Annotated in this window: 9 protein-coding genes; 7 read left to right on the top strand and 2 right to left on the bottom strand. The window is 71.5% G+C overall.

The genetic code is table 11. The annotated features are described in order from the left end of the window. The first annotated feature begins 9 nt into the window (after positions 1-9). From mrdA to ACN9MM_RS13525, 4 genes are read left to right on the top strand one after another with little or no spacing between them, the layout of a single operon-like run. Positions 10-2,253 carry a penicillin-binding protein 2 gene (gene mrdA / locus ACN9MM_RS13540; RefSeq protein ID WP_426363857.1) on the top strand — a complete coding sequence of 748 codons (2,244 nt, stop codon included), beginning with the start codon at positions 10-12 and terminating at the stop codon, positions 2,251-2,253. Between the two features lie 8 nt (positions 2,254-2,261). Further along, a complete protein-coding gene (gene rodA / locus ACN9MM_RS13535) occupies positions 2,262-3,461 on the top strand; it encodes a rod shape-determining protein RodA (RefSeq protein WP_426363856.1) in 1,200 nt (399 codons plus the stop codon). Positions 3,462-3,480: 19 nt separating this feature from the next. Next, positions 3,481-4,995 carry a CHAD domain-containing protein gene (locus ACN9MM_RS13530; protein ID WP_426363855.1) on the top strand — a complete coding sequence of 505 codons (1,515 nt, stop codon included), beginning with the start codon at positions 3,481-3,483 and terminating at the stop codon, positions 4,993-4,995. A gap of 52 nt (positions 4,996-5,047) precedes the next feature. Then, complete coding sequence (locus ACN9MM_RS13525; RefSeq protein ID WP_426363854.1) at positions 5,048-6,976, top strand: TIGR03960 family B12-binding radical SAM protein; 1,929 nt, start codon at positions 5,048-5,050, stop codon at positions 6,974-6,976. A 64-nt stretch (positions 6,977-7,040) separates the two neighbouring features. On the opposite strand, the gene ACN9MM_RS13520 is transcribed toward ACN9MM_RS13525, so the two are convergent. Next, a complete protein-coding gene (locus ACN9MM_RS13520; protein WP_426363853.1) occupies positions 7,041-9,341 on the bottom strand; it encodes a bifunctional glycosyltransferase/CDP-glycerol:glycerophosphate glycerophosphotransferase in 2,301 nt (766 codons plus the stop codon). A gap of 365 nt (positions 9,342-9,706) precedes the next feature. Between ACN9MM_RS13520 and ACN9MM_RS13515 the strand changes: the two genes are divergently transcribed. After that, positions 9,707-13,303, top strand: coding sequence for a bifunctional glycosyltransferase/CDP-glycerol:glycerophosphate glycerophosphotransferase (locus ACN9MM_RS13515; RefSeq protein ID WP_426363852.1), 3,597 nt, complete (start codon positions 9,707-9,709; stop codon positions 13,301-13,303). A gap of 74 nt (positions 13,304-13,377) precedes the next feature. On the opposite strand, the gene ACN9MM_RS13510 is transcribed toward ACN9MM_RS13515, so the two are convergent. Further along, positions 13,378-15,354, bottom strand: coding sequence for a glycosyltransferase (locus ACN9MM_RS13510; RefSeq protein ID WP_426363851.1), 1,977 nt, complete (start codon positions 15,352-15,354; stop codon positions 13,378-13,380). 497 nt (positions 15,355-15,851) lie between these two features. Between ACN9MM_RS13510 and ACN9MM_RS13505 the strand changes: the two genes are divergently transcribed. Further along, positions 15,852-16,643, top strand: coding sequence for a TIGR03936 family radical SAM-associated protein (locus ACN9MM_RS13505; RefSeq protein WP_426363850.1), 792 nt, complete (start codon positions 15,852-15,854; stop codon positions 16,641-16,643). Positions 16,644-16,876: 233 nt separating this feature from the next. Beyond that, positions 16,877-20,674 carry an Rne/Rng family ribonuclease gene (locus ACN9MM_RS13500; protein WP_426363849.1) on the top strand — a complete coding sequence of 1,266 codons (3,798 nt, stop codon included), beginning with the start codon at positions 16,877-16,879 and terminating at the stop codon, positions 20,672-20,674. Positions 20,675-20,762 lie beyond the last annotated feature (88 nt).

Here is a 20,762-nt window from a genome sequence, read left to right as displayed (position 1 = left end):
ACCGGCAGCATGAGCAACATCCCCGAGACAGGGCGGACCCCCCGGGTCCAGATCCGGCTCGTCGTCATCCAGATCCTCGTCTTCTCCCTGCTCCTCACCCTGGGAGGACGGCTCTGGTACCTCCAGATCCGCAACGGCAAGGAGTACACGGACGAGGCGAAGAACAACCACGTCCAGCAGGTCGTCCAGCCCGCCGTCCGCGGCTCGCTCCTCGACGCCCGCGGCGTCCCGCTCGCCGACAACGAGACCCGGCTCGTGGTCTCCGCGTCCCGCACCGAGCTGATGAAGATGAAGGACCGGGGCAGGGCCGTCCTGACCCGGCTCGCCGACGTCCTCGACATGAAGTCCGACGACGTCATCAACAAGATCCGGCTCTGCGACTCCAAGACGCCCAAGCCCTGCTGGAACGGTTCGCCCTACCAGCCGATCCCCGTCACCGACGAGGCCACCACCCAGCAGGCCCTCCAGATCCGCGAGCGCGCCGAGGACTTCCCCGGCATCACCGCCGAACCCACCGCCGTCCGCCGCTACCCGGCCCCCGGCAAGTCCCGCACCTCCCAGGTCCTCGGCTACCTCTCGCCCGTCACCGACACCGAGATCGAGAAGGCCAAGGACACCGACTCGCCGTTCCTCCGCTCCGACCAGGTCGGCCGCTCCGGCCTGGAGCGCACGTACGACAAGGAACTGCGCGGCAAGGCCGGCGTCACCCGCTACGAGGTCGACAACCTCGGCCGCGTCATCGGCCAGGCCAAGAGCGACCCCGCCGTGCCCGGCTCCAACGTCGTCACCTCCATCGACGCCCGCGTGCAGGCGGTCGCCGAATGGGAGCTGCACAACGCGATGGTGGAGGCCCGCAAGACGTACGACAAGAACACCAGCGAGAACTACAAGGCCGACGCGGGCGCCGTCCTCGTCATGGAGACGAAGACCGGCCGCATCGTCGCCATGGCCTCGCAGCCCGACTACGACCCCAACGCCTGGGTCGGCGGCATCTCCGCCAAGGACTACGCCGCCCTCACCGGCAAGGACTCCAACTTCCCGCTCCTCAACCGGGCCATCCAGGGCCAGGCCGCCCCCGGCTCCATCTTCAAGGTCATGTCGACCACCGCCGCCGTCAACGCCGGATACGAGTTCAACGGCCGCTACCCGTGCCCGTCCTCGTACGCCATCGGCGGCCAGGTCTTCAAGAACTTCGAGTCCCAGGGCCACGGCTCCATCACCCTCGGCCAGGCCCTCGAAGTCTCCTGCGACACCGTCTTCTACGCCCTCGCCCACCAGCAGTGGCTCAAGGACGGGGGCATGAAGCCGAAGAAGGACGCCAAGGACTGGTTCTACCGGACGGCCCACCAGTTCGGCCTCGGCGCCGAGACCGGCATCGACCTCCCCAACGAGGTCACCGGCCGCGTCCCCGACCGCAAGTGGAAGCAGGACTTCTGGGCGGCCAACAAGGACTACTGGTGCAAGATCGGCAAGCGCGGCGGCACCTACGTCCAGCAGCTCTCCTACGAGAACTGCCTCGAAGGCAACCTCATGCGCGCCGGTGACTCCGTCAACTACTCCATCGGCCAGGGCGACACCCTCGTCACCCCCATCCAGATGGCCACCATCTACGCCGCCATCGCCAACGGCGGCACCCTGTGGAACCCCACCGTCGGCAAGGCGATCATCAGCCCCGACGGCAAGAAGGTCACCGAGATCAAGCCCGAGTCCCACGGCAAGCTCCCGATGACCCCGGAGACCCGCGACCTGATAGAGGAAGCCCTCGCGGGAGTCGCCACCCGCGGTACCGCCGCCTGGCGATTCGGCGGCTGGCCGCAGGACAAGATCCCGATGCACGCCAAGACGGGTACCGCCGAGGTCTACGGCAAGCAGACGACCTCCTGGTTCGCCACGTACACCAAGGACTACGCGATCGTCATGACGATCTCCCAGGGTGGTACCGGCTCCGGCGCCTCCGGCCCCGCCGTGCGCAACATCTACGACGCGCTCTACGGACTCGACGACGCCGGCAACCAGGACCTGAAGCGGGCCCTGCTGCCGCAGCCCCAGAAGGCCCTCCCGAAGATCGAGGCCGACGGCTCCATCGACGCGCCGAAGATCAAGCCGTACGACCCCGAGGTCGGCAAGATCGACCCGAACGCGCCCGTGACCACCCAGCCCGACCCCCACGCCACCCAGCCGGACCCGGACCCCGCGAAGAAGCCGGACGACGACGACCAGACCCTCGCGGGCCCGCCCGCCCACCGGGACTAGGAGGAACCATGACCGCACCCCACGGCTTCTCCGTCTCCCGGTACGCACCCGAGCGCGGCACCCTCGCCAAGCTGGCCGCCCGCGACTCGGTGCTCCGCCGGCTCGACTGGCCCATACTGCTCTCGGCGCTCGCGCTCTCCGGCATCGGCTCCCTGCTCGTCTGGTCCGCCACCCGCGGCCGCACCGAGCTCAACAACGGCGACCCGTACTACTTCCTCTTCCGGCACGTCCTCAACACCGGCATCGGCCTCGCCCTGATGATCGGCACGATCTGGCTCGGCCACCGCACCCTGCGCGGCGCGGTGCCGGTCCTCTACGGCCTCTCGATCGTGCTGATCCTCGCCGTCCTCACCCCGCTCGGCGCCACCATCAACGGCGCCCACGCATGGATCGTCGTCGGCGGCGGCTTCTCCCTCCAGCCCAGCGAGTTCGTCAAGATCACCATCATCCTGATCATGGCGATGCTCCTCGCCGCCAAGGTCGACGCCGGCGACCAGCTCCACCCCGACCACCGCACCGTCGCCAAGGCCCTCACCCTGGCCGCCCTCCCCATGGGCATCGTCATGCTGATGCCCGACCTCGGCTCGGTCATGGTCATGGCCGTCATCGTGCTCGGCGTGCTCCTCGCCTCCGGCGCCTCCAACCGCTGGGTCCTCGGCCTCATCGGCGCGGGCGTCCTCGGCGCGGTCCTCGTCACCGCGCTCGGCATGCTCGACGAGTACCAGATCAACCGCTTCGCCGCCTTCGCCAACCCCGACCTCGACCCCGCCGGCGTCGGCTACAACACCAACCAGGCCCGCATCGCGATCGGCTCCGGCGGCCTCCTCGGCGCCGGCCTCTTCAAGGGCTCCCAGACGACCGGCCAGTTCGTCCCCGAACAGCAGACCGACTTCGTCTTCACGGTCGCCGGAGAGGAACTCGGATTCGTCGGCGCCGGCCTGATCCTCGTCCTCCTCGGCGTCATCCTCTGGCGCTCCTGCCGCATCGCCCGCGAGACCACCGAGCTCTACGGCACGATCGTCGCCGCCGGGATCATCGCCTGGTTCGCCTTCCAGGCCTTCGAGAACATCGGCATGACCCTCGGCATCATGCCCGTCGCCGGACTGCCGCTCCCGTTCGTCTCCTACGGCGGCTCGTCGATGTTCGCCGTCTGGGTGGCGATCGGACTGCTCCAGTCGATCCGCGTACAACGCCCGATGACCGCCTGACGACGGCTAGATTCGACGTATGGCCGAGACGAAGCGCGAGATCGAGCGGAAGTACGAAGCCACCGAGGACACTCCGCTCCCGGACCTCACCCGTGTCCCCGGAGTCTCGGAGGTCGTGGACCGCGGCGTCATGGAACTCGACGCCCTCTACTACGACACCCCCGGCCTCCGGCTCGCCGCCGACGGCGTCACCCTCCGCCGCCGCACCGGCGGGAGCGACGCCGGCTGGCACGTGAAGTTCCCCGTCGCCGCCGGAGTCCGCGACGAACTCAGGGCCCCGCCCGCCGACACCCTGCCGGGTGAGCTCGCGGGGCTCCTGCGCTCCCGCGTCCGGCACGACGAGGTCGTCCCCGTCGTCCGCCTCCGCTCCGCGCGCGACGTCCGCCACCTGCTCTCCGCGGACGGCACCCTCCTCGCCGAACTCTCCGTCGACACCGTCCGCGCCGAACGCCTGCCCTCGGGCGCGGAGGCCACCTGGACCGAGATCGAGGTGGAACTCGACGACGACGCCGACCCCGCCCTCCTCGACGCCGTCGAGAAACGCCTCGGGAAGGCGGGCATCCGCCCCTCCGCGGCCCCGTCCAAACTCGCCCGCGCCCTCGCCGAGACGGGAGCCGAGCCCCCCGCCGCCCCCACCCCCGGGAAACCCGGCACCGCCGGAGCCGCCGTCCTCGCCTACGTACACGAACAGGCCGAGGCGATCGTCGCGCTCGACCCCGCCGTACGGCGCGACCTCCCCGACGCCGTCCACCAGCTGCGCGTCGCCTGCCGCCGGATGCGCAGCGCCTTCAAGACCTACCGCCGGGTCCTCGACCGGAACGTCACCGACCCCCTCGGCGACGAGCTCAAGTGGCTCGCCGCGGAGCTCGGCGTCGCCCGCGACCAGGAGGTCCTCGACGCCCGGCTGAGCGCCCGCGTCGAGGACCTGCCCCCCGAACTCACGCTCGGCCCCGTCAAGGCGCGGCTGCGCCGCCGGGACGCCGCCCTCGCCCTCAACGCCCGGCACCAGGCCCTCGCCGCCCTCGACTCCGACCGGCACCTCGCCCTCCTCGACGCCCTCGCGGCGCTCCTCGCCGACCCGCCGCTGCGCAAGGCCGCCGGCCGCGACGCCCGCGGAGTCCTCGCCCGCGCCGTGCGCAAGGACCACGACCGCCTCGCCGGCCGGATCGACCACGCCCTCTCCCTCGCCCCCGGCCACGAGCGCGACCTCGCCCTCCACGCGGCCCGCAAGGCCGCCAAACGCGCCCGCTACGCCGCCGACGCGGCCCGCCCCACCCTCGGCAAGCCCGCCAAGAAGCTCGCGAAACGGGTGAAGGCCGTCCAGTCCCTCCTCGGCGAACACCAGGACTCCGTCGTCGCCCGCGCCGCCCTCCGCGACTTCGGGATCATGGCCCACGGGGTCGGCGAATCGGCCTTCACCTGGGGACTTCTGTACGGCCGCGAGGAGGCGGCGGCCGAAGCGGCCGAGCGCGAGCTGCCCCGGGTCTGGGCCCGGGCCTCGGCCCCCGGACTCCGCGCGGCTCTGACCCGCTGAGCACCGGGGTACGCTTGAGAGTCGCCCCCCTGCCAGCTCACGAAGGTTCGAGATGTCTGCTGCCGAGTCTGTCTTCCCGCAGCTCGAAGCTCTGCTCCCGCACGTGCAGAAGCCGATTCAGTACGTCGGTGGAGAGCTGAACTCCACGGTCAAGCCGTGGGAGTCCGCCGACGTCCGCTGGGCGCTGATGTACCCGGACGCGTACGAGGTCGGTCTGCCCAACCAGGGCGTCATGATCCTGTACGAGGTGCTGAACGAGCGCGAGGGCGTCCTCGCCGAGCGCACCTACAGCGTGTGGCCGGACCTCGAAGAGCTGATGCGCGAGCACAAGGTGCCCCAGTTCACGGTCGACAGCCACCGCCCCGTCGGCGCGTTCGACGTCTTCGGCCTGAGCTTCTCCACGGAGCTCGGCTACACCAACATGCTCACGGCCCTCGACCTGGCGGGCATCCCGCTGGAGGCGAAGGACCGGACGGTCGACCACCCGATCGTGCTCGCCGGCGGCCACGCGGCCTTCAACCCCGAGCCGATCGCGGACTTCATCGACGCGGCGATCATCGGCGACGGCGAGCAGGCCGTCCTCGACATGACCGAGATCATCCGCGCCTGGAAGGCCGAGGGCCGCCCCGGCGGGCGCGAGGAGGTCCTCTTCCGCCTCGCGAAGACCGGCGCCGTGTACATCCCGGCGTTCTACGACGTGGAGTACCTGCCGGACGGCCGCATCGGCCGTGTCGTCCCGAACAAGTCGGGCGTCCCGTGGCGCGTGTCCAAGCACACCGTCATGGACCTCGACGAGTGGCCGTACCCCAAGCAGCCCCTCGTCCCGCTCGCGGAGACCGTCCACGAGCGCATGTCCGTCGAGATCTTCCGCGGCTGCACCCGCGGCTGCCGCTTCTGCCAGGCCGGCATGATCACGCGCCCCGTGCGGGAGCGAAGCATCACCGGCATCGGCGAGATGGTCGAGAAGGGCCTCAAGGCGACGGGCTTCGAGGAGGTCGGCCTCCTCTCCCTCTCCTCCGCGGACCACACCGAGATCGGTGAGATCGCGAAGGGCCTCGCGGACCGCTACACGGACGACAAGGTCGGCCTGTCCCTCCCCTCGACCCGCGTCGACGCGTTCAACGTCGACCTGGCGAACGAGCTCACGAGGAACGGCCGCCGCTCCGGCCTCACCTTCGCCCCCGAGGGCGGCTCCGAGCGCATGCGCAAGGTCATCAACAAGATGGTCTCGGAAGAGGACCTCATCCGTACGGTCTCGACGGCCTACGGCAACGGCTGGCGCCAGGTGAAGCTGTACTTCATGTGCGGCCTGCCGACGGAGACCGACGAGGACGTCCTCCAGATCGCCGACATGGCGATGAACGTGATCGCCGAGGGCCGCAAGGTCTCCGGCCAGAACGACATCCGCTGCACCGTCTCCATCGGCGGTTTCGTCCCCAAGCCGCACACCCCGTTCCAGTGGGCCCCGCAGCTGTCGGCCGAGGAGACGGACGAGCGCCTGCGCAAGCTCCGGGACAAGATCCGCGGCGACAAGAAGTACGGCCGCTCGATCGGCTTCCGCTACCACGACGGCAAGCCCGGCATCGTCGAGGGCCTCCTCTCCCGCGGCGACCGCCGCCTCGGCGCGGTCATCCGCGCGGTGTACGAGGACGGCGGCCGCTTCGACGGCTGGCGCGAGCACTTCTCGTACGACCGCTGGATGGCCTGCGCCGAGAAGACCCTCCCCGGGACCGGCGTGGACGTCGCCTGGTACACCACCCGCGAGCGCACCTACGAGGAGGTCCTGCCCTGGGACCACCTGGACTCGGGCCTCGACAAGGACTGGCTCTGGGAGGACTGGCAGGACGCCCTCGACGAGACCGAGGTCGAGGACTGCCGCTGGACCCCGTGCTTCGACTGCGGCGTGTGCCCCGCGATGCAGACCGAGATCCAGGTCGGCCCGACCGGCAAGAAGCTGCTGCCGCTGACGGTCGTGAAGTAGCGCGAGCGCGCACGAAGAGGCGCCCGGACCTGTACAGGTCCGGGCGCCTCTTCGTGCGTCGGGCTCAGTGGTCCGAGTGGGCCTCGGCCAGGTCGTCCCGGGGGAGGGCGGGGGCGCCCTCGGCGGTCGTGGGGGACGGGGCCGGGGTGCGTTCCGTCACGGGGACGACCGGGGGGCGCAGGCGGTCCTCGCCGAGGAAGACGCTGCGGACGACCCGCTCGGCCGCGAAGCCGTCGTCCCACGCGCAGAACCGCTCGCGGAAGGCCTGGCGCAGCGCGGCGGCCGGCTCGCCCTTCCAGGCGCCGCTGCGGAAGGCCTCGATCAGCTCGTCCTCGGTGGTCGCGATCACGCCGGGGGTGTCGCCGGGCTCGCCGGAGAGCAGGTCGAAGGTCACACCGCGGCAGGTGCGGTACATCTCCCAGTCGTCGGCGTACGTCACGATCGGGCGGTCGAGGTTGGCGTAGTCGAACATGATCGAGGAGTAGTCCGTGATCAGCGCGTCCGCCGCCAGGCAGAGCTCCTCGACCGAGGGGTGGCGGGAGACGTCGACGAGGGCGCCGCTCTCGGCGAGGGCCGCGAGCTCCGGGTCGCCGCCGTAGAAGTAGTGGGCGCGGACCAGGAGGACGTGGTCGGGGCCGAGCTCGCGGGCGAAGCGGCCGAGGTCCAGGCGGGAGACGAAGGCGTCCTTCTGGTGGTCGCGCACGGTGGGGGCGTACAGGAGCGCCTTCTTGCCGTGCCCGATGCCGAGCTCGCCGCGGATCCGGCGCACGTCCGCGGCGGTGGCGCGGTAGTAGACGTCGTTCCGGGGGTAGCCGGTGTTCAGGGACTGGAAGGCGGCCGGGTAGACCCGCTCCCACTGCTCGGTGGAGTGCTGGTTCGACGAGACGCTGTAGTCCCAGCGGTCGACGCGCTCCAGGAGCTTGTCGAAGTCCATGCTGCGGGCGACGGCCGGGTAGTGCTGCTGGTCGAGGCCCATCCGCTTGAGCGGGGTGCCGTGGTGGGTCTGCAGGTGGACCTGGCCGGGGCGCTTGATCACGGCGTCGGGGAAGTTGACGTTGTTGACCAGGTACTTCGCGCGGGCCATCGCCTTCCAGTAGCCGAAGGTCGCCGGGGCGATCCGGCTGAGGCCGGAGGGGACGGTGCGGGCGTACGCCTGGTTGACGACCCACACGCCGCGGATGCCGGGCGCGAGCTTCTTCGCGGCCTCGTGCACGGCGAGCGGGTTGCAGCTCGGGGTGCGGCCCCAGTACGCCGAGTACACGGCGAGGTTCTCGTCGATCGGGAGCCGGCGCTGCACGGCGTAGTAGGCGCGCAGGGCCTTGCGGCCGCCCCAGCGCTTGGACCGGCCCAGGGCGCCGAAGGCCGTCTCGCGGGTGCCGTTGACCGTCTTGAGGGCTTCCCAGGCGGTGTACGAGCCGGACCGCATGACCTTGAACTTGAGGCCGACCATGCCGGGCGGCGGCGTGAAGCCCGCGGGCTCGTTGCGGCGGTAGGTCTTGGAGGCCTGCTTCAGGTAGGCGCGGCGGTGGCTGCGCGGTATTCGGAAGCCCCGGGCGAAGGTGTAGAGGAAGTGGGCGACCATGCGCTCGAAGACGAGCTCGCGGTACGCGTCGAGGCCGGGGCGGCCTTCGAGGTAGTCGAAGACGCGCTGGTACTGGTCGAAGATCACGAAGTGCTTGCGCGGGGAGCTGCTGCGCATGGAGCTGCCCTGGCGGCGCTGGCGGTACTCGACGACGACGTACTCCAGGCCGGCGACGCGCTGGGCGGCGGCCATGGTCGTGTAGACCATGAGCGCGTCCTCGTAGAGGCCGTCGGTGAAGGTGTAGCCCTCGCCGGTGAAGAAGTCCCGGCGGTAGACGCGGTTCCACACGACGGCGAAGATCCGCAGCAGTCCCAGTTCGTCGACGGGGCGGACGACCCGGTCGCGGATGTCGGCCAGGTGGGGGCCGGTCCTGCTGGGCTCGACGCTGCCGTCCACATGGGTGCGGACGTGGTCGAAGATCAGGATCTCGGGGTCCTGGGCCGCGTCGAGCCGGTCCGCCATGGCCTGGAGGGAGCCGGGGCGGATCGAGTCGTCGCCGTCGAGGAAGAGCAGGTAGTCGCCGCGGGCGTGCTCGACGCCGGTGTTGCGGGCGGCGCCGATGCCGCCGTTCTCGGCACGGTGGACGGCGCGGACCCGGGGGTCGCGGGCGGCGAACTCGTCGATGATCGCGCCGCTGCTGTCGAGGGAGCAGTCGTCGACCGCGATGACCTCGAAGTCCCGGTAACTCTGCGTGGTCACCGATTCGAGGCACTCGCGGATGTAGCCCTCGACCCCGTACACGGGGATGATCACGCTGAATCGGGGGTTAGCTGCAGCCGGCATGCCGTGTTTCTCCTCAGTCGAACCGCTCGAACGCAGTATGACAGGAGGCCCAACGGCGATCGAACGCACGCGGGCGGGATCGTCTATCCTGGAGAGCTGCGGTGGCCTTGTGGTCACCGCAGAGTCATGTAGCCGAGGTCCCCGTGCTCCGCAGCCGGGGCGGATCTGCCGACAGCTAAGCTGCGGACCGGGTACCGGGAGAAGTACTGCAGTTCGACGGCGGGCGTGCGGCCGTCAGGCGGGTCTTCCTCGGAGGGCGGAGACGCTCTCTGTCGGTCCGCCGGAAAACCGAAAGCACGCCCCGTCACCCTCTCAGGCGCTCGCGAATGTCGAGCGGGTCTGAACGGAAAGGAACGCAGAACTTCATGGCACCCCGGCTCAGCGTCATAGTCCCGATCTACAACGTAGAGCAGTATCTTCCCGCCTGCCTCAACTCGCTCGCCGTGCAGACCTTCCAGGACCTGGAAGTGCTGATGATCGATGACGGCTCCACGGACGGCTCGAACGCGATCGCGGCGGAGTTCGCGGCCAAGGACGACCGCTTCCGGCTGATCCGCAAGGAGAACGCCGGCCTGGGTGCCGCCCGTAACACCGGTCTCGAGAGCCTGGCGCCGCAGAGCGAGTTCCTCGCCTTCGTCGACAGTGACGACATGATCCCGCCGGACGCCTACCGGCTGATGATCGAGACCCTGGAGGAGACCGGGTCCTCCTTCGCCACGGGCAACGTCGAGCACATCAACTCGACCAAGGTGTGGCAGTCCCCGATGCACCGCTTCCTCTCCCGGGGCGCGGTCAAGAAGACGCACGTCTCCCGCAAGCGGATGCTCCTCACGGACCGGATCGCCTGCAACAAGGTGTTCCGCCGTGACTTCTGGGAGGCGAACGCGCTGCGCTTCCCCGAGGGCGTGCTGTACGAGGACACGCCGGTCATCGTGCCGGCCCAGTACCTCGCCGAGTCCGTCGACATCATCAGCCAGACCACGTACTACTGGCGTCTGCGCGAGGGCGAGGCGAGCCCCTCGATCACGCAGCGCCGCAACGAGCCCAAGGCCGCCCGGGACCGGGCCTCGGCCGTCGAGTCCGTCAGCCGGTTCCTCGCCTCCCGCAAGGAGCCCCTCGCCGAGGAGCTCAAGCGCGAGTACGACCGGACCGTGCTCACCGGCGACCTGCGGATCTTCCTCAACGTGCTGCCCGACGGCGACGACGAGTACCGCACCGAGTTCCTGCGGGTGGCCAACAAGTACCTCGACCAGGTCGACCTCAAGACGGTCAAGCTGCTGCCGACGGCGCTGCGCGTCAAGTGGCTGCTCGTCCGCAAGCACGCCCTGAACGAGCTGCTCGACTTCATCGAGGCGGAGCGGCTCGGCGAGCCGGTCGAGCTCGACGGCGCGATCCGCAAGTACGCGAAGTTCCCGTCGCTCGACGGCGACCTGCTGCCCAAGAAGGTCCTGCGCATGGACCAGGACCTGCAGCTCCGCTCCCCGCTGACCGAGCTGGAGTGGCAGGACGGCAAGCTGCGCCTGGCCGGCAACGCCTGGGTCGACCGGGTGAGCCAGGGCAGCAAGCGCAGCGTCGTCAAGCTGCTGCAGCTGAAGAAGGACGGCACCCAGCGCCGCATGCTCATCCCGCTGGGCAACATCTTCACCCCCGAGGCCACCACGGCCTCCGGTTACGCGGGACGCGGCCACAGCTTCGACTGGGCCGGCTGGGAGACGGTCATCGACCCGGCCCGCTTCCGCAAGGGCGGTCAGTGGCAGGAGGGCCTCTGGCACGTGGGCATGCGCGTCATGTCCGGCGGCCTGGTGCGCTCGCGCTCCGTGCACTCGTACGGCTCGGACCGCAAGGCCTACCCCCCGTACCACTGGCTCGACGAGAACTACCGGATGGTCCCGGAGCTGCGTCGGGCGGCGCTCAAGCTGCGCGTCGAGAAGGTGCCGTTCCTGGTCACCGGCTTCGCGTCCGAGGGTGACGGGATCGTCATCGACGGCGTGTTCCGCGAGGCGGCCGAGGCGGGCACCGCCTTCACCCTGCGCGTCGTCAACCAGAGCAGCGGTGAGGCCCTGGAGTACCCGGCGGAGACCACCGGGACCGCCGGCGGGCTGACCTCGCTGCGGATCCGCGTGCCGCTGCGGGACATCGCCCTGCTGCCGGAGCACCTGGACACCACGGAGACCGGCGGCGCCGACCCGGCGAAGGCCATGCGCCGCAACTGGAGCACGCAGCTCCAGGTCGAGGAGCCGGGCCAGGAGAACCCGCGGAAGGTCCGCGTCGTCGTCGAGGACGGCGTGGCCGACCACCAGGTCGGGCTGCCCGCCTCCTTCGGCGAGGGCGCCGAGCTGAACGAGGTGGCGGTCCTCTCCGGCACCAACGGCTACCTGAAGTTCTCCGGGCGTCCGCTGCGCGCCAAGATCGTCGGGATCTCCGTCGAGGACGGGGCCTACACGATCCGGGGCACCGCCCCGGTCGCGCTCTCCGGCCACCACCTGGTCGTCAGCGCGAAGAACCGCTTCGACGAGCGGACCGTCCCGGTGACCACCGGTCCGGACGGGACCTTCGAGGCGACCTTCCGCCCCTCCACGATGGCGGGCGCGACCGGCGGGCTGCCGCTCAAGGCCGGCCGCTGGGTCTTCCGCCTGGAGTCCTCCGGCGACGCCCCGGACATGCCGCTGGTCGTGGACCGGCTCGCCGTGTCCCAGTTCCCGCTGGAGGGCGCGCACAACGGCCGCGAGTACCAGCTGGAGGTCCACTGGCAGGACCACCCCCAGCTGAACTGCCTGACCGACCTGACGCCGCTGGAGCGGGGCGACAACCGCCAGTACCAGCTGCGCCAGGAGGTGTACGAGCAGGGCCGCGAGCTGCCGCTGCGCGACCAGGTGCTGTACATCAGCTACAACGGCAAGCAGTACTCGGACAGCCCGCGCGCGGTCCACGAGGAGCTGCTGCGCCGCGGTGCGGACGTCGAGCATCTGTGGCTGGTCCGCGACGGTCAGGTCGAGCTGCCCGACACGGTCGCTCCGGTCCGTTTCCAGGGCACCGAGTGGTACGAGGCGCTGGCGCGCTCGCGCTACATCGTCACCAACGCCCACCTGCCGCACTGGATCAAGCGGCGTCCGGGCCAGGTGATCGTGCAGGCGTGGCACGGCACGATGCTCAAGAAGATCGGCCTGGACATCGACGCGCCGAAGTTCGACCCGAACTACCACGAGCGTCTGGTCAAGGAAGCGGCGAACTGGAACATCCTGGTCTCGTCGAACCGCTTCAGCACGCCCATCCTGAAGCGCGCCATGGGCTACGACGGTCTGATCGCCGAGATCGGCTACCCGCGCAACGACTACCTGTACGCCGAGGACCGCGACGAGCGGGCCAAGGAGGTCCGGGAGCGGCTCGGGCTGCCCGAGGGCAAGAAGGTCGTGCTGTACGCGCCGACCTGGCGTGACGATCTCTCGCACGCCCGCGGCCAGTTCAAGTTCGACCTCCGGGTCGACCTGGAGGACGCGCGCCGCCGACTGGGCGACGACCACGTCTTCCTGATCCGCCGCCACTCCAACATCGTCGACAGCATCCCGGGCGCGGGCAACGGCTTCGTCTTCGACGTGTCCGAGTACCCGGACATCGCCGACCTGTACGTGGCCGCCGACATCATGATCACGGACTACTCCTCGGTCATGTTCGACTACGCCCACCTGCGTCGCCCGATGCTGTTCTTCACGTACGACCTGGAGCACTACCGGGACAAGCTGCGCGGCTTCTACTTCGACTTCGAGAACGACGCCCCGGGTCCGCTCATCGGCACGTCCGACGAGCTGATCAAGGCGATCCGCGAGGTCGACGAGGTCGCGGGCGAGTACCAGGAGAAGTACGACAGGTTCCACCACCTGTTCTGCGACCTGGACGACGGCCACGCGTCCGCGCGTCTGGCCGACCTGATGTTCAAGACGGCCGAGGACGGCGCGCCGCTGTAGCGGGCGCCCGGTACACGAAGGAGCCCCGGTCCGCAGCTGCGGACCGGGGCTCCTTCGTGCAAGCGGCGTACGGGTTACTTCTTGTCGATGATCTTCAGCGAGAGCTGGCCGTTGCTGGAGAAGTACGGGCGCAGCTCGTGCTTGGCCGGGGCGACGGCGGCGGGCACGGCGGACAGCCGGCCCCGCCAGCCGCTCTTGGCCTTCGGCTTCTCCGCGGCGGCCACCGGGGCGCCGGACGGCTTCACCACCGGGTAGGGGTAGGTGAAGACGTCCATCGGGGTGAGCACGTCCGTGGCCAGCTTGCAGACGCGGACCCGGGCGGAGTTCTGGTCGGGCAGCAGCCACAGGTCCCAGACGTCCTCGGTGCCGGGCTGGTGGAGCCGGGCCGCGGAGGCGTTGTCCAGGGTGGCCGTGAAGCGTCCGTCGGCGCCGGGCTTCACCGGGAAGGTGAAGTTCTTGTCGGCCTCCTTGCGGTGGACGGCCTCGACCATGCTGCCGGTGCCGGCCTCGACGCCCCAGGCGGTGGCGTCGATGACGATCGAGGTGGCGCCGGCGTTCAGGCCCGCGACCTCCACGTGCTGGGCACGCACCCGGCTCTGCACCCGCAGCGTGCCGTCCGTGTGGGCGTGCGGCAGCAGCAGCGAGAGGGCGGGGCCCTCGGTGCGGGGCAGCTCCAGGGACAGGATCTGGAGGGTGTCGCAGCCGGCGGAGCGCAGCGGCAGGTCGTAGCCGGCGGCGCGGATCTGCAGCTCCCAGTCGCCCTCGACGAGCGTGCCGAGCGCGGGGACCAGCGCCTCGCCGTCGGTGAAGGGGAGGACGACCTCGTCGGCCTTCTTGCGGATGTCCTTGCAGACCAGCTCGGCGTCGCCGCCGGCGGGCAGTCCTTCGATCCGCACCCGGACGTCGCCCTGCGGGGCGACCACGGCGGCGGCCGTGGTCGGGACGGCCCGGCGGGCCCGCATGGTCTCCACGAGCCGCTCGAAGCGGGCGGCGGTCTCGGTCTCCTGGAAGCGGACCACGTTGGCGACCGCGGCGGCCGCCATCTTCCGGCGCAGGTCCTCGTCGGCCATGAGCTTCTCGATGTGCTCGGCGAGGGCCTTCTTGTCGCCGAGCGGCACGACGTAGCCGTCCTCGCCCTGCGTGATGATGTTGCGCGGGCCGTGCGGCGCGTCGTAGGCGACCGCCGGGAGACCGGCCGCCATCGCCTCGACGGTGACGTTGCCGAAGGCCTCCAGGCGGGAGGGCAGGACGAAGATGGACGCCTTGGCGAACTCCGGGGTGACCGGGGTGGCCGGGCCCATCAGGAAGACCTGGTTGTTGCTGTCCGTCTCGTTGATCTTCTTGCGCAGGTTGGCGCGCTCGGGGCCGGAGCCGTAGATCCGCAGGCTCCAGTCGGGGTGGCGCGGTGCCACGGTGGAGAACGCCTCGATGAGGTCGGCGAAGCCCTTGTGCGGCTTGAGCAGGCCGGCGGTGACGACGATCTTGTTGTCGCCGGTGGACATCTGGCCCTCGTGGGCCGGGATGCAGTTCGGCATCGGCGAGAGCAGGTGGGTCACGGAGGGGACGACCCCGGCGATGGTGCGGCACTCGTCCGGCGTGGGCGCGGTGATCGCGTCCATCTTCGGGTAGGCGTCCCTGAAGAGGGCGTCCCGGATGTGCGCGCCGTACTGCGCGGGCCGCGAGTGCTCCATGGCGACCTTCAGGAAGTCGCCCTCCGCGTAGGCCAGCATGATGGTGATCTTGGGGTTGTTGCTGACCACGACGTCGGCGTCGGTCGTGGCCAGGTACTCCATCAGGCGCTTCTCGCCCAGGCGGCTGATCCACGGCTTCTTGTCCGTGGGCTCGTTCGGGTAGATGTGCGGGAAGACCTCGATCTGCGGGTCGTCGCCGTCGTACGTGTGGGAGTGCTTCCGGTAGTCGGTGAGGGCGATGGTCTTCACGCGGGGGTCGAGCGGGAAGAACGCCTGGTCACGGTTGCGGCGGAGGGAGACCAGCTCGACCTCGTGATGGTCCGCGAGCGCCTTGGCCAGGTTGTGGATGGCGCTTACCACGCCGCCGATGTGGCAGCGATCGACCAGAAGAAAAGATATTTTCATACCGAGCCTCAGCGTGAGCGGGAGTGAGAAGCGGACTGCGAAGAAGGCGTGGGGGACAGGCGTCGGCACCTAGGCTACGGGGCCACCCCCCGAGGCGGAGCCCGAGCGTCCGGCCCTTTCGAAACCGCCGGCGCGCCCTTTCGCGTCCACAAGCACATGCACCCGGAGAAAACGGCCCCGGTGAAGAAGGCCGCCGCGTGCCCCGACTGCCCCGGCCAGTGACCGGCAAGCCGCCCCAGGCGCGTAACCTGGGAGGTGCTGCACCACAACAGACCAAGTTCCCGGCACGGCGGCCGGGGCCGAGATCTCCCCGCGCGAGCGGGGGTGAGCCGGCCGGGCCCCGCGGGAACCCCCGTACGTCCGAGGGCGGCGCGTCCCCCGCGTCCGCTCCGCATCGAGGAGAAGAACCACTGGGCAAGCGACAGCCCGAAGGCCCGCCGCCCGCACCGGCGGTGCAGCGCATCCGACTGCGCTACACCAAGCGCGGCCGCCTCCGGTTCACCAGCCACCGTGACTTCCAGCGCGCCTTCGAGCGTGCGCTGCGCCGTGCCGAGGTGCCCATGGCGTACTCGGCGGGCTTCACCCCGCACCCCAAGGTGTCGTACGCCAACGCCGCCCCGACGGGCACGGGCTCCGAGGCCGAGTACCTGGAGATCGCGCTCACCGAGGCCCGCGACCCCGAGACCCTGCGAGCCCTGCTCGACGAGTCCCTCCCGGCCGGCCTCGACATCACCGACGCCGTCGAGGCCCGGACCTCGGGTCTCGCCGACCGGCTCACCGCCTCCGTGTGGGAGCTGCGCCTGGAGGGCGTCGACGTCGAGGACGCCTCGAAGGCGGTCGACGCGTTTCTCGCGGCCGAGACGGTGGAAGTACAGCGCAAGACCAAGAACGGAGTCCGCACCTTCGACGCCCGTTCCGCCGTGACCGAGCTGACGGCCACCCGTCCCCAGGGCGATCCCCAGGGTGATAGGCCGCTGGACAGCGCCTGTGCGATACTGCGGCTGGTTGTTCGGCACGTGACACCTGCCGTGCGACCCGACGACGTCCTGTCCGGTCTCCGAGCTGTGGCCGACCTGGCGCCGCCGGTCCCCGCAGCGGTGACCAGGCTGGCGCAGGGGCTCTTCGACGAGGAGTCCGGCACGGTGACCGACCCGCTCGCGCCCGACCGCGAGGCAGTCACGGCCGCTTCAACCACGGCCGCCGCGACCGCCCCGGCGACGGCGCCGGGTACCGGTACCGCGTAGGGAGCGGTCGTCGTAGCGCCGCCCTGGTACTCGGGAGCCACCTGGGTCGGGCAGCGCACTGACCAGGAGACTTTCGCCAGGCCGTCCGCACAGGGCGTACGGAACCGGCGAGCCAGACATAGAGCTCCCGTGCGGCGCCCGCGCCCCGGACGGCGGCACCGCGCCACAGGCGCGACCGTGCCGCCGGACCGGAACCAGGCGCGGCGCCCGGGAGCGTGACGGGAGAACCCCGCATGCTCGAGTCCAACGAAGACACCAACGCACCCGGTGACAAGCTGCCGCCGCGCCGCAGGCGCCGCGCCGCTTCCCGCCCCGCCGGTCCGCCGGTGGCGGGCACCCCCGCCGAGACCCCCGCCGCGGAGGCCCCGGCCGCCGAGGCCCCCGCCGTGGAGGCCGCCCCGGCCGAGACCGAGGCCGCCCCCGCGCCGCGCACCCGCCGCCGCGCCACCCGCAAGGCCACCGCGCCCGCCGCGGAGACCGTCGCGGAGCCGGTGGCCGAGCCGGTCGTCGAGGCCGCCGCTGCCGAGGCCGTCGAGGAGGCCCCCGAGGCCGCCCCCGCCCGCCCGCGCCGCCGCGCCACCCGCAAGGCCACCTCCCCGGTGACCTCCACGGCCCCCGCCGAGGAGACCGCCGCGCCCGAGCCGGCCGCCGCGGAGCCGGTCGCCGAGCCCGTCGCCGAGGCCGTGGAGGAGGCCGCCCCGCCGGCCCGTACCCGCCGCCGCGCGACCCGCAAGGCCACCGCTCCGGCCGGCGCGCCCGCCGCCGCCGAGGAGACCGTGGTCGCGGCCCCCGCCGCCGAGCCGGTCGCCGCCGAGCCGGCCGCCGAGGCCGTGGAGGAGGCCGCCCCGCCGGCCCGTACCCGCCGCCGCGCCACCCGCAAGGCCACCTCGCCCGAGGCGGCCACCGAGGCCGCCCCCACCGGCGAGACGCTGCCCCGTGACACCGTCGAGCAGATCGCCGCCGACGAGGCCGAGGTCGCCGCCGCCGAGACCGCCGCCACCCGTGGCCGCGGCCGCCGCCGCGTCACCTCGCCGCAGTTCACCTCCGAGCCGGCCCCGGCCCGCGAGCCGCGCCGCGCCGCCCGCCCCGCCGTCGCCGTCTTCCAGGCCCCGGTCTTCGCCGAGCCGATGTTCCAGACGCCGGAGACCGCCGCCGCGGCCGCCGCCGCCGTGGTCGAGGAGCCGGAGGAGGACGAGCTCGTCGAGACCGTCGAGACGGTCGAGGCCGAGGTCGTGGAGGCCGCCGAGCCCGAGGCCGCCGAGCGCGCCGAGACCGGCTCCCGCCGTCGCCGCCGCCGCCGCGGCGAGCCCGTCGCCGTCGAGCCCGTCCCGGCCACCGTCGCCGACGAGCCCGAGGTCGAGGCCGCCGCGGACGAGGTCGAGGAGACCGAGGAGGCCGACGAGACGGACGAGTACGAGGACCGCCCGTCCCGCCGTCGCCGTCGTGGCGGCCGCCGCCGCCGTCGCGGCGAGCTCACCGAGGTCGAGGAGACCGAGGAGGGCGAGGAGCCGCACGCCGAGGACGAGACCGAGGAGTCCGAGGAGGGCGAGGAGGAGCAGGACGACGCCGAGGCCTACGCCGGCGGCTCCAGCAGCTCCCGTCGCCGCCGCCGTCGCCGCCGTCGCAGCGGGGACGCCTCCGCCGACGCCGAGGCGGGCGACGAGGACGGCGTCCGCACGGTCGTCAAGGTCCGCGAGCCCCGCCCGGCCCGCGAGAAGGCCGAGCCGTCCGACGAGGTCCAGTCCATCAAGGGCTCGACCCGCCTGGAGGCCAAGAAGCAGCGCCGCCGCGAGGGCCGCGAGCAGGGCCGCCGCCGCGTCCCGATCATCACCGAGGCCGAGTTCCTCGCCCGCCGCGAGGCCGTCGAGCGCGTGATGGTCGTCCGCCAGAACGGCGAGCGCACCCAGATCGGCGTCCTCGAGGACAACGTGCTCGTCGAGCACTACGTCAACAAGGAGCAGGCCACCTCGTACGTCGGCAACGTCTACCTGGGCAAGGTCCAGAACGTCCTGCCGTCCATGGAGGCCGCCTTCGTCGACATCGGCAAGGGCCGCAACGCCGTCCTGTACGCCGGTGAGGTCAACTTCGAGGCGCTCGGCATGGGCCACGGCCCCCGCCGCATCGAGTCCGCCCTCAAGTCCGGCCAGTCGGTCCTCGTGCAGGTCACGAAGGACCCGATCGGCCACAAGGGCGCCCGTCTGACCAGCCAGGTCTCCCTGCCGGGCCGCTACCTCGTGTACGTCCCCGAGGGCTCGATGACCGGCATCAGCCGCAAGCTCCCGGACACCGAGCGCGCCCGCCTGAAGACCATCCTCAAGAAGATCGTCCCCGAGGACGCGGGCGTCATCGTGCGCACCGCCGCCGAGGGCGCGAGCGAGGACGAGCTGCGCCGCGACGTCGAGCGACTGCAGGCGCAGTGGGAGGACATCCAGAAGAAGGCGAAGAGCGGCAACGCCCCGACCCTGCTGTACGGCGAGCCGGACATGACCGTCCGCGTCGTCCGCGACATCTTCAACGAGGACTTCTCCAAGGTCATCGTCAGCGGCGACGACGCGTGGGAGACCATCCACGGGTACGTCGGCCACGTCGCGCCCGACCTGGTCGACCGTCTGTCCAAGTGGACCAGCGAGGTCGACGTCTTCGCGACGTACCGGATCGACGAGCAGCTCATGAAGGCGCTGGACCGCAAGGTCTGGCTGCCCTCCGGCGGCTCGCTGGTGATCGACAAGACCGAGGCGATGATCGTCGTCGACGTCAACACCGGCAAGTTCACCGGCCAGGGCGGCAACCTCGAAGAGACCGTGACGAGGAACAACCTCGAAGCGGCCGAGGAGATCGTGCGCCAGCTGCGCCTGCGCGACCTGGGCGGCATCGTCGTCATCGACTTCATCGACATGGTCCTGGAGTCCAACCGCGACCTGGTGCTGCGCCGCCTCCTGGAGTGCCTGGGCCGGGACCGGACCAAGCACCAGGTGGCCGAGGTCACCTCGCTCGGCCTGGTCCAGATGACCCGCAAGCGGGTCGGCCAGGGCCTCCTGGAGTCCTTCTCCGAGACCTGCGTCCACTGCAACGGCCGCGGTGTCATCGTGCACATGGAGCAGCCGACCACCGCCGGTGGCGGTGGCGGCGGCAAGCGCTCGAAGAAGCGCGGCCGCGGCGGCGCCGAGCACGTCCACGAGCACGAGCACGCCGAGGCCGTGGAGACGGCGGAGGCCGACGCCGAGACCGAGACCGAGGCCGAGGTGGCGGCGGAGCTGGCCGCCCCGGTGGCCGTGCCGGTGCCGATCGCCCCGGACGAGGAGCTGTACGGCTCCGTCGCCGAGGCCGAGGCCGCCGCCTCGCGCGGTCGTGGCCGCCGTCGCGCCACCCGCCGGGTGTCCGCCCCGGTCGTCTCGACGCCGGTCGCCCCGGTCGTGGAGACCGAGGCCGTCGTCTTCGAGCCGGCGCCCGTCGCCGAGCCCGAGCCGGTGGTGGAGGCGCAGCCCGTCGTGGAGCCCGAGCCGGTGGTCGAGGAGACCGCCGCCCCGGCCCCGCGCGGCCGTCGCCGTGCCACCCGCCGGGTGACGTCCCCGGTCGTCTCCACCACGGAGGCGCCCGCCGAGGTCGTCGCCGAGCCGGTCGCCGTGGCCGCCCCGGAGCCCGAGCCGGTCGTCGAGGCGCAGCCCGTCGCGGAGCCCGAGCCCGTCGCCGAGGAGGCCCCCGCGGCCGCCCCGCCGCGTGCCCGTCGCCGGGTGGTCCGCAAGGCCACCGCTCCCGCCGGTTCGCCCTCGGGCGCCGAGGAGGCGGCCGTGGTCGTGGTGACCGCGGCCCCCGCCGCGAGCACCGAGGCGCCGGCCGAGGCCGCCGAGTCCGAGCCCGCCCCCGTCAAGAAGACGGCGGCGCGCAAGACCGCGGCGAAGAAGGCCACGGCCAAGAAGGCCGCCACCAAGAAGACGGCGGCGACCAAGAAGACGGCGGCGAAGAAGACCACCGCCAAGAAGGCCCCGGCCAAGAAGGCGGCGGAGAAGACCGCCGCTCCGGCCCAGGACTGATCGACCGGGTGCGGGCCGTCCCTCCGCGGGACGGCCCGCACCCGCTCGGGCGAATTTGACCCCCTGTGGCAGCCGCCCGTAACCTAGA

The sequence above is a fragment of the Streptomyces sp. E-08 genome (assembly GCF_049913095.1).
GTDB lineage: Bacteria > Actinomycetota > Actinomycetes > Streptomycetales > Streptomycetaceae > Streptomyces.
Note: the sequence above shows the minus strand (reverse complement) of the source record. Positions and strands in the feature narration are given on the sequence as shown.

Excerpts from the sequence above, each read along its gene's own strand:
- mrdA (WP_426363857.1), top strand. The coding sequence starts at position 10 with ATGAGCAACATCCCCGAGACAGGGCGGACCCCCCGGGTCCAGATCCGG.
- rodA (WP_426363856.1), top strand. The coding sequence starts at position 2,262 with ATGACCGCACCCCACGGCTTCTCCGTCTCCCGGTACGCACCCGAGCGC.
- ACN9MM_RS13530 (WP_426363855.1), top strand. The coding sequence starts at position 3,481 with ATGGCCGAGACGAAGCGCGAGATCGAGCGGAAGTACGAAGCCACCGAG.
- ACN9MM_RS13525 (WP_426363854.1), top strand. The coding sequence starts at position 5,048 with ATGTCTGCTGCCGAGTCTGTCTTCCCGCAGCTCGAAGCTCTGCTCCCG.
- ACN9MM_RS13520 (WP_426363853.1), bottom strand. The coding sequence starts at position 9,341 with ATGCCGGCTGCAGCTAACCCCCGATTCAGCGTGATCATCCCCGTGTAC.
- ACN9MM_RS13515 (WP_426363852.1), top strand. The coding sequence starts at position 9,707 with ATGGCACCCCGGCTCAGCGTCATAGTCCCGATCTACAACGTAGAGCAG.
- ACN9MM_RS13500 (WP_426363849.1), top strand. The coding sequence starts at position 16,877 with ATGCTCGAGTCCAACGAAGACACCAACGCACCCGGTGACAAGCTGCCG.